Origin of the sequence: Microlunatus spumicola (assembly GCF_039536445.1) — a bacterium.
Taxonomy (GTDB): domain Bacteria; phylum Actinomycetota; class Actinomycetes; order Propionibacteriales; family Propionibacteriaceae; genus Microlunatus; species Microlunatus spumicola.
Genome location: NZ_BAAAYR010000001.1, coordinates 1,035,923 through 1,050,582, shown reverse-complemented (window position 1 = coordinate 1,050,582; position 14,660 = coordinate 1,035,923). Strand labels below are relative to the sequence as shown.

Sequence of the window (14,660 nt, the reverse complement as noted above, 5' to 3'; positions counted from 1 at the left end):
GAACTGTCGGTGGGCCGTGCTCGAATAGTCGGCGATGTACCGACTCGCGCTGACCCCCGAAGCCCTCCACGACCCGCCCGTCCTCGACGACGCGCAGGCCGCCGTGGTGGCGCACCCCGGCGGTCCGCTGCTCGTGCTCGCCGGGCCGGGCACCGGCAAGACGACGACGCTCGTGGAGTCCGTCGTCGACCGCATCGCGCGCCGGGGTGCGGCGCCGGACTCGGTGCTGGTGCTGACCTTCTCCCGGCGCGCGGCGGCCGACCTGCGGACCCGGATCGCCGGGCGGCTGGGCCGGACGGTGGTGACGCCGGCGGCGATGACGTTCCACGCCTTCTGCTACGCGCTGGTGCGGCGCTTCGCCGACCGGCTCGGCCTGGTCGGCCCGGTGCCGGAGGCGGGCGCGGGGTCCGGGGCGACGTACGGGGCCGGCGTGCGGCTGCTGACCGGTCCCGAGCAGGACTTCCGGGTCCGCGAGGTCCTGGAGGGCAGCGAGGAGGTCGGGCACGACGCCTGGCCGGAGTCGCTGGCGAACGCCTTCGGGACCCGGGCGTTCGCCGGGCAGGTCCGCGCCGTGCTGGCCAAGGCGCGCCAGCTCGGCATGGACCCCGCCGACGTCCTCGAGGCGGGCGAGGCCGCCGGGCGCGAGGACTGGGTGCGGATCGGGGCGTTCTTCGAGGAGTACCTCGACGTCCTGGACGCCGAGGGCGTGCTCGACTACGGCGAGCTGGTGCACCGCAGCCGCATCCTGCTCGCCGACCCCGAGGTCGTCGCCGTGCTGCGCAGCGAGATCGGCGCGGTCTTCGTCGACGAGTACCAGGACACCGACCCCGCCCAGGTCAGCCTGCTGCAGGCGCTGGCCGGCGACGGCCGCGACGTCGTGGCCGTCGGTGATCCCGACCAGTCCATCTACGCGTTCCGTGGGGCCGAGGCGCGCGGCATCCTCGACTTCCCCCGGCGGTTCCGCACCGTCGACGGCGAGCCCGCCTCGGTCCTCGCCCTGGGCACGGCCCGGCGCTTCGGCCCGGCCCTGCTCGCCGCCAGCCGGAGCGTGGCCCGGCGCCTGCCCGTGCCGCCGGCCCTGCCGCGCGACGTGTTCGAGGCGTTCCGTGACCCGCGACCGGACGGCAACGCCTCCCGGGGACGCGTCGAGGTGATCACCTGCAGCAGCCCGGGTGCCGAGGCCGAGCACGTCGCCGACCTGCTCCGCACGGCGCACCTGCGCGACGGCCTGGCCTGGCACCAGATGGCCGTCCTCGTTCGGTCCGGGCGCCAGAGCATCCCCGCGCTGACCCGGGCGCTCGTCGGGGCCGGGGTCCCGGTCGAGGTCGCCGGCGACGAGATCCCGCTGTCGGCCGACCCCGCCGTACGCCCCCTGCTGCTGGCCCTGCGGGTCGCGACCACGGGCCGCCGGCCGGGCGCCGAGGAGGCGCAGCTCCTGCTCACCTCGCCGCTCGGCGGGCTCGACTCGATGGCCACCCGCACCCTCGGTCGCGCGCTGCGGGCGGTGGAGCGGGCCGAGCTCGGCGGCCTCCACATGCCCCGGCCGTCACCCGAGCTGCTCGCCGCGGCCCTCCACGACCCCGAGCTGCTCGACGGCTGCCCGCCGGGCCCCGCGGTCGCGGGCGCCCTGCGGCTGGCGGGCCTGCTGCGTACCTGCGAGCGCGTCGTCCGGTCCGGCGGCACGGCGGAGGAGGCCCTGTGGAGCCTCTGGTCGGGGACCCGCTGGCCGGAGCACCTGCAGCACGTCGCCGCGGGCGGGGGCGAGTCCTCGCGCCGGGCGGACCGCGACCTGGACGCGATCTGCGCGCTGTTCGACGTGGCCGCCCGCTCGGAGGAGATCTCCGGGCTGCGCGGGGTGACGGGCTTCCTGGCCGAGGTCGAGGGCCAGCAGATCCCGGCCGACACCTGGCGTGAGGCCGACCTGCGCGGCACGGGCGTCCGGGTGCTCACCGCGCACCGGTCCAAGGGCCTCGAGTGGGAGCTCGTCGTGGTGGCGAGCGTCCAGGAGGGCCGCTGGCCCGACGTACGGCGCCGGGGCTCGCTCCTCGACGCCGACCGGCTCGGCCGCCACGGCCTGGCCGACCCGGTGCCGACGGCCGTGCGCGTGGCCGAGGAGCGGCGACTGTTCTACGTGGCCTGCACCCGGGCCCGCTCGCGGCTCGTGGTGACCGCCGTCGCCGGCACCGAGGGGGAGGGCGACCAGCCGTCGCGCTTCCTCGAGGAGCTCGGCGTGACGGCCACCGCCCGGCCCGGACGGCCGCGCCGGCCGCTGACGCTCGCCGCGCTCGTCGGCGAGCTGCGGCGCACGAGCGTCGACCCGGACGCCAGCCCCGAGCTGCGCGACCAGGCGGCCCTGCGGCTGGCCCGGCTGGCCGACGCCACCGACGCCGACGCGCGCCCGCTCGTCCCGTCCGCGTCGCCGACGACCTGGTGGGGCATGCGGGCGCTGAGCGAGGCGAGCGTGCCGGTCGTCGCGCCCGGCGCGCCGGTGGCGCTGTCGGGCAGCCAGCTCGGCGACGTGCTGGCCTGCCCGCGGCAGTGGTTCCTCAACCGGCAGGCCAGCGCCGGCACGACCCGGAACAGCGCCGCGAGCTTCGGCTCCGTCGTGCACGTGCTGGCCCAGCACAGCGCCGGCGTGCCGCTCGAGCCGGAGGAGCGGTCCGCGTACCTCGAGGGCGTCTGGGACCAGATCAGCTTCGACGCCAACTGGCTGTCTGCCGTGGAGCGGGCCGAGGCCGAGGACGCGCTGGACCGGTTCGTGGCCTGGCAGGAGGCCCGCGGGCACCTGGAGCTGCTCGGCACGGAGGTGCCGTTCCGCTGCGAGGTCGACGCGGGCGGGCGGCGGGTGCTGCTGACCGGCACGGCCGACCGGGTCGAGCGCGAGCGCGACGGCCGCGTCCGGATCGTCGACTTCAAGACCGGCCGGACGGCGCCCGCCGCCGCCGACGTCGCCGTGCAGGACCAGCTCGGCGTCTACCAGCTGGCCGTCGCCCAGGGTGCGTTCGCCGACGTCGCGGGGCCGGGTGCCCGGCCCTCGGGCGCGGAGCTCGTCTACCTGCGGCTGCCCGACAAGCAGACGTCCTTCCCGCAGGTCTTCACCCAGGCCTCGCTCGACGACGTGCCGTTCCCCCAGGGGGCCGACCCCGCCGACGTGGAGGGCTGCGCGACCTGGGTCCACCAGCGCCTGTGCGACGCCGCCGAGCTGATCGCCGCCGAACGCTTCCACGCCCGCGTCGGGCCCGCCTGCCGGTGGTGCGCCTTCCGGGCCAGCTGCCCGACGCAGTCCGTCGGCCGGCAGGTGGTCGCGTGAGCGTCCGCGCGCTGGCCCCCGTGCCGGGTACGCCGCGGCTGCGGACGCCGGGCGACCTGGTCGACGCGCTCGGGCTGCCCTTCTCCGAGCAGCAGCTCGCGGCGATCACCGCACCCCTCGAGCCGGGCGTGATCATCGCCGGCGCCGGGTCGGGCAAGACGACGGTCATGGCGGCCCGGGTGGTCTGGCTCGTCGGCACCGGGCGGGTGCGCCCGGAGGAGGTGCTGGGCCTCACCTTCACCCGCAAGGCCGCGGCCGAGCTGTCGGCCCGGGTGCGCAAGGCGCTGGTCGACGCCGGCGTCGTCGACGACCGTGCGGTCGACGAGTCGGGCGAGCAGCTGATCATGACGTACGACGCGTTCGCGGCCCGGCTGGTGTCCGAGCACGGGCTGCGGCTCGGCTACGAGGCCGACCCGACCATGGTCAGCGGCGCCACGCGCTACCGCCTGGCGGCCCGCGTCGTCGCGGCGGCGGCCGGGCCGTTCGAGTTCCTCTCGCGGCTGCGGCCGGCCACGGTCACCGAGCGGGTCCTCAAGCTCGACGCCGACCTCACCTCGCACCTCGTCGACGTGGCGGACCTCGACGCGCACGCGCGCGACCTGGTGATCGGCTGGGACTCCGCGCCCCTGAACAACCGGGGCAACGTCTACGTCGACGTCAAGAAGGCCCGGATCGCGGTGCAGGAGCGGCTCGAGCTGGCCAGCCTCGTCCGCGACTACCAGGCGCTGAAGACGCGGCTCGGGGTCGTCGAGTTCGCCGACCAGATGGCGATCGCCGCGCGGCTGGCCACGGAGGTGCCGCAGGTGGGCACCGACCTGCGCTCCGCGTTCCGGGTCGTGCTGCTCGACGAGTACCAGGACACCTCGGCGGCCCAGGCCGGCATGCTGCGCGGGCTGTTCTCCGGCTTCTCGCCCGAGGACGGGCTCGGGCACGCGGTCACGGCGGTGGGCGACCCGTTCCAGGCCATCTACGGCTGGCGCGGCGCCGCGGCCAGCAACATCACGACGTTCGCCGACACCTTCCGGCGGACGGACGGCCACCCGGCGGCGCGCTTCGCGCTGACCGTGAACCGCCGCAGCGGCCCGACCATCCTCGACGTCGCGAACGTCCTCAGCCGCCCGCTGCGCGACGGCGCCGTGACCGACCAGGACACCGAGGCGGGCACCGGGCTGCTGCAGGCGCCGCCGGGCACCGCTCCCGGTCAGGTCGCCTCGGCGACGTTCACCTCCTGGCCGGAGGAGGTCACCTGGGTGGCCGACCGGATCGTCGACGCGCGCCGCACCGGGCAGGTCGAGCACTGGGCCGACATCGCCGTGCTCACCCGGCGCAACGCCGACATCGGCCCCCTGTACGCCGAGCTGACGGGCCGCGAGGTGCCGGTCGAGATCGTCGGGCTCGGCGGGCTGCTCGGGCTGCCCGAGGTGATGGACGTGACCGCCACGCTGCGGCTCGTCGACGACGTGACGGCCAACCCCGACCTGGTCCGGCTGCTCACCGGTCCGCGCTGGCGGGTCGGGCCGCGCGACCTCGCCCTGCTCGGGCGCCGCGCCCGCGAGCTGGCCCGGGCGGCGCTCGGCCGCGACGACCACGCCGACGCCGCGCAGGAGCGGGGCGTCGGGGGACAGGTGCCCGACCCGGCGCAGGTGCGCCTCGCGCTCGTCGACGCGGTCGCGGACCTCGACCCCACCGAGGTCGTCAGCCTGCTCGACGCGCTGGAGGACCCGGGCGACGCGCCCTACTCGCCGGCCGCCCGGCGGCGGTTCGCGCGGGTGGCGAGCGAGCTGGCCGCGCTGCGTCGGCACGCCGACGAGCCGGTGCTCGACCTCACCCGGCGGGTGGTGTCGACGCTCGGCCTCGACGTCGAGCTCGTCGCCACGCCCGAGCTGGAGCGGACCAACCGCCGCGACCAGCTGGGGGCGTTCCTGGACGCCGTCGCCGACTACGTCGACGTGGACGGCGACGCCTCGCTGTCGGGGCTGCTCGCGTGGCTGCAGGCCGAGCTCGAGTCGGGCACCGGGCTGGAGCAGGCCGTCCCGTCCGACCGCGAGGCGGTCAAGCTGCTCACGGTGCACAAGGCCAAGGGCCTGGAGTGGGAGGTCGTCTTCCTGCCCGGGCTCGTCGAGGGCGTCTTCCCCAGCGAGCGGGTGAGCGACAACTGGGTGAGCACCGCCGCGGCGCTGCCCGCCGACCTGCGCGGGGACGCCGGCTCGATCCCGCAGCTGGCCGAGGCCAGCAACGCGGCGATCACCGACTACAAGGCGGCGCTCAAGGCCCAGCAGCTGCGCAGCGAGGACCGGCTCGCGTACGTCGCCGCGACCCGGGCCCGGTCGGTCCTGGTCGGCAGCGGCCACTGGTGGCGGCCCGACCTCGTCCGCCCGCGGGTCGCGTCGACCTACCTGCGGGCGATCGCCGCGGAGGCCGAGCGGCAGGACCGGGTGCTCGTGACGGCCGAGGCGCCCGGCAAGGAGAACCCGCTGGTCACCGACGCGCTGCCGACCCCCTGGCCGCAGCCGCTCGACCCGGACGCCCTGGCCCGGCGCGAGGAGGCGGCGGCGGCCGTCGAGACGGCGCGGGCGCGGTTCCGGGAGACAGGCACGTACGCCGAGGTCGGGTCGGCCCCGCTGCTGCTCGACCTCGAGAGCCAGGTCGCGGCCTGGGACGCCGACCTCGACCGGCTGCTGCGCGAGGCGCGGGAGTCCCGTTCCGGGGACCGGACCGTCGAGCTGCCCGCCAGCCTCGCGGCGACCGCGCTGCTGCGGCTGCGCGCCGATCCCGACGGGTTCGCGGCGTCGCTCGCCCGGCCCATGCCGGCCCCGCCGTCCCGGGCGGCCCGGTCCGGCACGCGGTTCCACGCGTTCGTCGAGCAGTGGTTCGGGGAACGGCTCGCCCACGGCGGGCTCGGGCAGCAGGCGCTGGTCGACCCCGACGACCTGGCCGACCGCGCGGACGCGGACGGTCCGGACGAGGCCGACCTGCGCGCGGTCTGCGAGGCCTTCACCCGCGGGCGCTTCGCCGCGCGCGTCCCGTACGCGGTCGAGGCACCGGTCTCCTTCGCGCTCGCCGGCCGGTTGATCCGTGGCCGGATCGACGCCGTCTACGCGGCGGACGAGGGCCGTGGCGACGGCGCCGGGTTCCCGGTCGACGTGCCGCGGGGCACCCGCTACCTGGTCGTGGACTGGAAGACCGGGCGTGCCGAGAGCAGCGACCCGCTCCAGCTCGCCATCTACCGGCTCGCCTGGGCCGAGGCCACCGGGGTCGACCTCGACGAGGTGGCGGCGGTGTTCGTGCACGTGCGCGACGACCAGGTCGTGGTGCCGCGCGGGCTGGCCGGCCGGGCGGAGCTGGAGCGGCTGCTCGCGCCGGGCCCGACCGCCGCGGCGGACCCAGTAATCTCGGGTCAGTGATCCCAGAGGCACCGCCCGCTTGGTCCGACGAGCTCAGCGGGGTGGCGTGGTCCGTCGCCAGCTCGCTCGACCGGGTGGGCCACCACCGCCGGTCCGCCGACTGGGTGGCCCAGCTCTGGCGCTCGCCCGACGCGCGGCTGCTCAAGCTCGACGCCGACGCGAGCTTCACCACCCAGGCCGACGGCACGCTGCGCCTGGTCAAGCCCTTCGTGGACCACGACCCCCAGCGCCACCTGCTGCTCGGCCTCGTCGAGGGCGCACCCGTCTTCGCCGTGCAGGCCGTCGTCGACGGCGAGGTGCGCAGCCTCCGGGAGGTCGGCGGGTCCCTCTCCGACGTCGAGCGGGACATCGCCGCGGCGGCCACGGCGCTGGTCCGCTGGCACCAGCTCGAGCCGCAGTGCCCGCGTTGCGGCGGTCCCACCCGGGTGACCGACGGCGGCTACGCCCGCCACTGCGAACGGTGCGACGAGCAGCACTTCCCGCGGACCGACCCAGCCGTCATCGTCGCCGTGGTCGACGTCGACGACCGGATCCTGCTGGGGCGCCAGGCGTCCTGGGGCAACCGGGTCTCGGTGCTGGCCGGCTTCGTGGAGGCGGGGGAGTCCCTCGAGCAGACGATCCACCGCGAGATCGCCGAGGAGGTCGACGTCACCCTGGACCGGATCCGCTACTTCGGCAGCCAGCCGTGGTCGTTCCCGCGGTCGTTGATGACGGGGTTCTTCGCCCGCGCGTCCTCGACCGCCGTGTGCGTCGACGCCGACGAGATCGCCTGGGCGGGCTGGTTCACCCGCGAGGAGCTCGCCGCGCAGCTCGAGGCCGGCACCATCGGCCTGCCCGGCCCCAGCTCGATCGCGCACCGCCTGATCGCCACCTGGCGCTCGGAGCCGACGGTCTGGTGAGCGTCGGTCCTCGGGCTTAACCCACTCGCAACCTGGCGCGGACGGCCTCGCAACACGACCTCCGTAATTTCTCGCGGGACACGGTCGGGGCCGTGGTCCGCCGCCCGGCGTGTCCGCTCCCCGGCCCTGGGCCGAGGAGCACCGTCGTGACCGCTACCGCTGCCAGGGTGGACGAGACGACCGACGTCCACCCCGTCGACCAGGTCCCCCCGCTGTCGCGGCTGGCGCCGCTGGGCCTGCAGCACGTGCTCGCGATGTACGCGGGCGCCGTCGCGGTGCCGCTGGTCGTGGGCGGCGCGATGATCGCGGCCGGGCGGCTGTCGCCGGGGGACCTGCCGTTCCTGATCAGCGCCGACCTCTTCGTCGCCGGGATCGCCAGCATCATCCAGTCGGTGGGCTTCTGGCGCTTCGGCGTCCGGCTGCCGATGATGCAGGGCTGCACGTTCGCCGCCGTCGGGCCGATGATCGCGATCGGGACGGAGTACGGCGTGACCGCGATCTACGCGTCCGTGATCATCTCCGGGCTGTTCATGATCGTCGTCGCGTCCGTCTTCTCCCAGCTGCTGCGGTTCTTCCCACCGCTGGTCACCGGCACGATCATCCTGATCATCGGGGTGTCGCTGACCGCCGTGGCGGCGGGCTGGGTGGGCGGCGGGTCGGCGAGCCCGGCGTACGGGTCTCCGGGCAACATCGGGCTCGCCTTCTTCACCCTGCTGGTCATCCTGGCCGTCGAACGCTTCGCGCCGCCCTTCCTGCAGCGGCTGTCGATCCTGCTCGGCCTGGTGGTCGGGACCCTCGTCGCGATCCCGTTCGGCTTCGCCGACTTCAGCGGTGCGGCGCAGGAGAGCTGGTTCGGCTTCCCGGTGCCGTTCCACTTCGGGCTCCCGGACCTCAGTCTCGGCCTGCTCGCGGCGTACTTCTCCATGATCGTCGTGGCCCTGGTGATCATGACCGAGACGACCGGCGACATGCTCGCCATCGGCGAGATCGTCGACAAGCCGCTGTCGCGCCGGCAGCTGGCGGACGGCATCCGTGCCGACGGCCTGTCGACGATGATCGGCGGCGTCTTCAACACGTTCCCGTACACCGCCTTCGCGCAGAACGTCGGGCTCGTGTCGCTCAGCGGGGTGCGGTCGCGGTTCGTGGCGACGTTCGCCGGCGGCGTGCTGATCGTGCTGGGACTGATCCCCAAGCTGGGCGGCGTGGTCGAGGGGATCCCGCAGGCCGTGCTCGGCGGGGCGGGCATCGCCCTGTTCGGCATGGTGGCGGCGAGCGGCGTGCGCACCCTGGCCAAGGTGCAGTTCAACAACGCGAACGTCCTCGTCGTCGCGATCTCGCTCGCCGTGGGTCTGCTCCCCACGGTGGCCGTCACCAGCGGCCAGGGCGAGGCGTTGCACGTCTTCGGCCAGCTGCCCGAGGGCCTGCAGATCGTCGTCAACTCCGGTATCTCGGCGGGGGCCATCACGGCGATCCTGCTGAACCTGGTGTTCAACAGCCGCGCCGTGCAGCGCCGCCACGGGACGGAGGACGGCGGCTACGCGGCCTTCGACGCCGTCCGCTCGGCGGCCACGGACGTCACCATGCCCGCGCCGGACGCCGCGGTGACGGCCCCGGCCGACCCGGTCGACGCCGAGGGCCGGCTCAGGCGCTGACGGGGCCGGACGAGCCGGTCGGCGCGGGCGGCGGGGCCATCCGGGTGCGCAGGCCGCTCGCCCGGCTCGCGGGTCGCGCGACCGCGCGGCGGACGGCCTCCTCGGTGCCGAGCAGCAGCACGCGCTCGCGCGCCCGCGTGATGGCGGTGTAGAGGAGCTCGCGGGTCAGCAGCGGCGACTCCGGCGGCGGCAGCACCAGGGTGACGGCGTCGAACTGGCTGCCCTGCGCCTTGTGCACGGTCATGGCGTGGACGGTCTGCACCGCGTCGAGGCGGACCGGCGGGAAGAGCAGCGGGCGGTCCGCCCGGGCGAAGGCCGCCCGGAGCCCCGCGTCGGTGTTCGTGACCACGCCGGTGTCGCCGTTCCACAGGTCGAGGTCGCGGTCGTTCGCGGTGACCAGCAGCGGCCGGCCGAGGTAGAACTCGCCGTCGGCGGCGTAGCCGGGCAGCGTGCGGGCCAGCCACTGCTCGACCTCCACGTTCCAGCGCGTGACCCCGTACGGTCCCCGCCGGTGCGCGCAGAGGAGCCGGTGCGACTCGATCGCCTCGAGCGCGGCCGCCGGGTCACCCGCGACGGCCGCCCGTCGGGCCGCCTCCGCGCTGCCGGCCAGCCGGCGGGAGAGCTCGTCGACGCCCGCGGCGCCCGTGCCGAGGCCGCCGGCCGGGTCGAGCGGGGCGAGGGCGACGCCGCCGTGTCCGCGGCCGAGGAGGGCGACGGCGCGGTCGGCGTCACCCGTCCGGACGGCGTCGGCCAGGTCGGCGATCTCGCCGTCGAACCGCCAGTTGTGCGTCAGGCGGACCACCGACGTCTGGGCCGGGCCGCTGATGTCGGCGAGCACCGCGCCGGCCTCGACCGACGAGAGCTGGTCGGGGTCGCCGACCAGCACCAGCCGGGCGTCGACCCGGACGGCGTCGAGCAGCCGCGCCATCAGGGTGAGCGAGACCATCGACATCTCGTCGACGACCACGACGTCGTGCGGCAGCGGGTTGGTCGCGTCGTGCCGGAAGCGGCTCTTGGACCCCGGCCGCCACCCGAGCAACCGGTGGACCGTCGACGCGTCGAGGGTGCCCAGCCGTTCCTGGTCCTCCACGGGCAGCCGACCGGTCGCCTCGCGCACGGCCTCCGCCAGCCGGGCGGCCGCCTTGCCGGTCGGCGCGGCCAGGGCCACCCGCAGGCGGGGACCGGGCTGGGCGCGCAGCAGGGCCAGCAGCCGCGCGACGGTCGTCGTCTTGCCGGTGCCCGGTCCGCCCGCGAGCACCGTCACGCGGCGGGTGGCACCCGCGAGACCCGCCTCGCGCTGGTGGTCGACCTCGCCGGCGAGCTCGACGTCCGGCGGGAACAGCCGGGCCAGGTCGCGCTCGAGGGCGTCGGCGTCGAGCGCGGGCGGCGCGGCCCGCTGGCGTTCCTCGAGCTGAGCGCGGACGGACTCCTCCTGCTGCCAGTAGCGCTCGAGGTACAGCAGCGTCCCCGACAGCCGCAGCGGCCGGTCGGCGGGCGGTGCGTCCGGCCCCGCGACGAGCGCGCTGCCGCGGCAGGCCTCGAGCCAGGCGTCGACCGCGGGCCACGGCAGCTCCTCGAGCGACGGGGTGTCGGTCGGGCCGGTGAGGGCGTCGTCGTCGGCCAGCGCGACGTCGCTCGCCGTCGTCAGGTCCAGGCACACCGAACCGTTGCGCAGGGCCCGCACCGTGAGCGCGGTCGCGAGCAGGACCCGTTCGTCGCGCTCCCGCACCATCCGGCCGAGACCCTCGGCCGTGTGGACGTCGGCCAGGCCGAGAACCCCGGCCCGGTGGAACCGGTCGAGCAGCGGCGAGCGGACCTCGACCGCCGCCAGCTCCGTCGTCGGTGCGCTCACGTCGCGGCTCCTTCCCGGGTGGCTGGCAGCACGGGGGCCCCGGCGAGCAGGTCGGACAGCTCCGTCACCAGCGCCGCGGGCGGGCGCCAGCTGAACACCCCGGACGCGACCCCGTCGACTTGCGGGGCGTCGGGACCGGCCATCCCGCGCACGAAGAGGTAGAGCACGCCACCGAGGTGGGCCTCCGGGTCGTAGCCGGGCTGGCGCCAGCGCAGCATCCGGTGCACCGCGACGCCGTAGAGGAGGGCCTGGAGCGGGTAGTGGGCGCTCATCATCGCGTCGGCGAGCGCCGCGGGCCGGTACGGCCGCAGGGTCAGTGGTCGCCCGTCGAACGGGCCGAGCCAGTTCGTCTTGTAGTCGACGACGACGTAGCGCGGGCCGCCCGCCCCCGGGACGCGGAGCACGGCGTCGATGCTGCCGGTCAGGTAGCCGCGCAGCGGCTGGTCGGCGAGCACCGGGTTCGCGAGGTGGTCGGCGTACGGGGCCAGCGGGTCGCCCGCGCGCAGGTGGCGGCGTAGCAGGGGGACGAGGTCGCCCAGCCGGAGCTCGCGCGCCGTCGGCTCGTCGCCCCCGGCCAGCGGCAGCTCGAACGTCAGCTCCGCGAGCCGGTCGCGGCGCGGGACGTCGGCGAGGGTGCGGTCGCCGAGCAGCGGCCCCAGCGGGGTCGCGAACGCGGGCAGCAGCCCGTCGGCGAGCTGTTCGGCGGTCATCCCCGTCGCGCCGCTGCGGGAGAGTAGGGCGGCGCAGGCCTCCCGCACCGCCACCGCGAGGTCGACGGCGCCCGGGTCCACCTCCTCGAGGACGGCGTGCACGGCCGTCCCGAAGTCGGCACCGCTGGGCAGCCCGGCCATCGGCGAGACCGCGTCCCAGGGGTCGGCGCCGGGGGACGTCTGGTCGCCGGCCGCCGAAGCGGCTGCCGTCGTGCCGACCGTGCGCTCGGTCGAGCGGACGGCGTCGACGTCCGCATCGCGCTCGGCCTCGGCGTCGAGCTCGCGCTCGGTCGGCGTCTCGTCGTCCTCACGTCCCGGCTCGGGTTCGCTGGACACGCCGGCGGCGGCGAGGTCCAGGCCGTGCGCCGCGGCGGTCAGGGCGGAGTAGGACGTCCTCCGCCAGGCCAGGTCGAGCGTCCGGTCGAAGGTGCGGACGCCCAGCGGGAGGTCGGAGGTCTCCGGCCGCGCGTACCGGGCCGTGCCGGGCGCGGCCTTCGGGTCGAGCGTCTCTAGGGCCACGTACGGACCGAGGTCGCGCCCGTGCGTGGGGTCCCCGAGCGTGAGCGGGTAGGCGGCCTCGGGAGCCCCGTCACGCTCGCGGCGCAGCAGCCGCTGCAGCGCGGAGGACGGCGTGTTCCGGGTCGGCGCCCACCAGGTCACGACCTGGCACTGGGCGCGCGTGAGGGCGACGTAGAGCAGCCGGAGGTCCTCCGCCGCCTGCTCCTCGCCGTAGCGCCGGAACCGCTCGCGACGCCCCGGCCCCTGCTTGCCGCCGACGTCGAGCTCGAGACCCGCACCGGCCTCGCCCGGTGCGGCGTCGGGGTGGGTCAGCAGGGTGCCGCCGTCGTCCTCCGGCACCCACCGGTCGTACGCGTCGGGGAGGTAGACGACCGGGTACTCCAGCCCCTTGCTCCGGTGGATCGTCACCACGGTGACCTGGCTGCCGTCGGTCTCCAGCCGGCGGGACCCCTCGGCGCCCTTGTCGCGGCGCGCCTCGGCGACGCGGTCGCGGAGCCAGTCGAGCAGTGCCCCGCCACCCAGCTGGCGCACCGTCGCCGTGTCGTGGAGCACCTCGGCGAGGTGACGGAGGTCGGTCAGCCGGCGCGCGCCGCCGTCCGTGGCGAGGAGGCGCTCGGGCACGCGGTTCTCGCGGCTCGCCGTCTCCATCAGCGCCGCGACCCCGCGCGCCTGCAGCAGGCGGCGCCAGGCGCGCAGCTGCTGCGTGACGTCGGCCAGGCGGTCGGAACCACGGTCGTCGCCCGGTCCCGGTGCGCTCTCGCCCGCCCGGACCAGGTCGGTCACGGTCCAGCCGAAGAAGCAGGACAGCGTCGCCGCCCGGACGCTCGCCTGCCGGGTGGTGTCGAGCGCGGTCAGGAGGGTGAGCCAGTCCTGGGCCGCCTCGGAGGCGAAGACCGAGCGCGCCGCGTGCACGACGGTGGGGACGCCGGCCTGCACCAGCCGCGCCCGGACGTCCTCGGCCGCCTCGTTCGTCCGGACGAGGACCGCGACGTCGCCGGGCTCGACCTGGGTGGGCCCGCGGCCGACGTGCCGCTCGAGCGTGACGTCGGACCCCAGCAGCCGGACGACGTCGGCGACCAGGTCGTCGCGCACCCGGCGCCGCGCCTTGGCCACCCGTACGGAGGCGTCGTCACCCTCGGCCGCCGGCCAGACCCGCAGCCGGAAGGGCGCGGTCAGCGCGGGGTCGCCCACGAGCCGCGCCGCCGGCTGGGCCGCGTTCACGCTCTCGACCACGATGCCGCGCTCGCCGAGGGTGGCCCGGCCGAGCACGGCGTCGAAGGCGGCGACGAGGCCGGGGTCGCTGCGGTAGTTCGTGGGCAGGGTCGAGACCGTCGTGCCCGGCGTCTCCCGCGCGTCGAGGTAGCAGTGCACGTCCGCGCCGCGGAAGCCGTAGATCGCCTGCTTGGGGTCGCCGATCAGCACCATCGTCGTGTGCCCGGCGAAGGCGGTGCGGAGGATGTCCCACTGCACCGGGTCGGTGTCCTGGAACTCGTCGACCAGCACCACGCCGTACCGCGCCCGGAGGCGGGCGACGGCGGCCGGGCCGCGCTCGGGGTCGCGCAGGCTCCCGGCGAGCCGGGTGAGCATGTCGTCGTAGGTGAAGAGCCGGGCCGTGCGCATCCGCCGTTCGACCTCGACGCGGACGGCCCGGGCGAAGGCCACCCGCTCGGCGGCGATCTCGGTGCTCCGCCGCGTCCGGTCGGGGCCCGTCACGTCGGCTGGCAGGTCCGGCACGAGCCGGGCGGTGACCGACGCGCAGGCGCGCCGCCCCAGCGTCTGCGCCTCGCTCAGCGACACCGGGGTCACGCCGGTCCCGGCGTAGCGCTGGAGGTAGAGGTCGGAGGCGACCTCGTCGACGAGGTCGTCGACCTGCTCGACGAAGTGGGCCTCCGGCTCGGCATCGCCGAGCACCCCGAGGCTCTCGAGCATCTGCAGGCAGAACTCGTGCGTCGTGGCGATCGTCGCCTCGTCGATGTCGCGCAGCGCCGCGGCCACGCGGTGCCGGCGCAGCTCCCGCTCGTCGGGGTCGACGGCGCAGAGCAGGACGGCGACCTCGTCGTCCGCGACGGCGCGGCCCGTGGTGAGCGCGGCCAGCAGCGTGACGAGCCGTTCGCGGACGCGGCTGCGCAGCTCGGTCGTCGCCATCCGGCCGAAGGTGACCAGGAGCAGCTCGCGCAGCGGCCGGTCGGCCTCGGCCACGTAGCGCGCCGTCAGCGCGGCGAGCGCGAAGGTCTTGCCCGTCCCCGCGCTGGCCTCCAGCACGGTCGTCCCGGTCGGCAGGGGGCCGCAGACGTCGAACGCCGGTCGGGCCACG

At 76.1% G+C, this 14,660-nt stretch carries 6 protein-coding genes; 4 read left to right on the top strand and 2 right to left on the bottom strand.

The window, feature by feature from the left end:
- The first annotated feature begins 34 nt into the window (after positions 1–34).
- From ABD665_RS04740 to ABD665_RS04725, 4 genes are all read left to right on the top strand, one after another.
- Positions 35–3,310 carry a UvrD-helicase domain-containing protein gene (locus tag ABD665_RS04740; protein ID WP_204911999.1) on the top strand — a complete coding sequence of 1,092 codons (3,276 nt, stop codon included), beginning with the start codon at positions 35–37 and terminating at the stop codon, positions 3,308–3,310.
- Positions 3,307–6,714, top strand: coding sequence for an ATP-dependent helicase (locus ABD665_RS04735; protein WP_344741238.1), 3,408 nt, complete (start codon positions 3,307–3,309; stop codon positions 6,712–6,714). Before ABD665_RS04740 ends, ABD665_RS04735 begins: the two co-directional genes overlap by 4 nt.
- Positions 6,711–7,613, top strand: coding sequence for an NAD(+) diphosphatase (gene nudC, locus ABD665_RS04730; protein WP_204912000.1), 903 nt, complete (start codon positions 6,711–6,713; stop codon positions 7,611–7,613). The genes ABD665_RS04735 and nudC overlap by 4 nt, the downstream gene beginning before the upstream one ends.
- A 146-nt stretch (positions 7,614–7,759) precedes the next feature.
- Positions 7,760–9,265: a nucleobase:cation symporter-2 family protein gene (locus tag ABD665_RS04725; protein WP_344741236.1), complete on the top strand. Its 1,506-nt coding sequence runs from the start codon at positions 7,760–7,762 to the stop codon at positions 9,263–9,265.
- Here ABD665_RS04725 and recD read toward each other — a convergent pair.
- Both recD and ABD665_RS04715 read right to left on the bottom strand, forming a co-directional pair.
- The gene (gene recD, locus ABD665_RS04720) at positions 9,255–11,117 is read right to left on the bottom strand and encodes an exodeoxyribonuclease V subunit alpha (protein ID WP_204912001.1); all 1,863 of its coding nucleotides are present in this window, start codon (positions 11,115–11,117) and stop codon (positions 9,255–9,257) included. The two genes, ABD665_RS04725 and recD, sit on opposite strands and share 11 nt — an antisense overlap.
- On the bottom strand, positions 11,114–14,659 hold the full coding sequence (locus ABD665_RS04715; protein ID WP_204912002.1) for a UvrD-helicase domain-containing protein: 3,546 nt from the start codon (positions 14,657–14,659) through the stop codon (positions 11,114–11,116). Before ABD665_RS04715 ends, recD begins: the two co-directional genes overlap by 4 nt.
- Position 14,660: the final 1 nt, after the last annotated feature.

Coding starts and splice junctions, on each gene's coding strand:
- ABD665_RS04740 (WP_204911999.1), top strand. CDS start 35: ATGTACCGACTCGCGCTGACCCCCGAAGCCCTCCACGACCCGCCCGTC.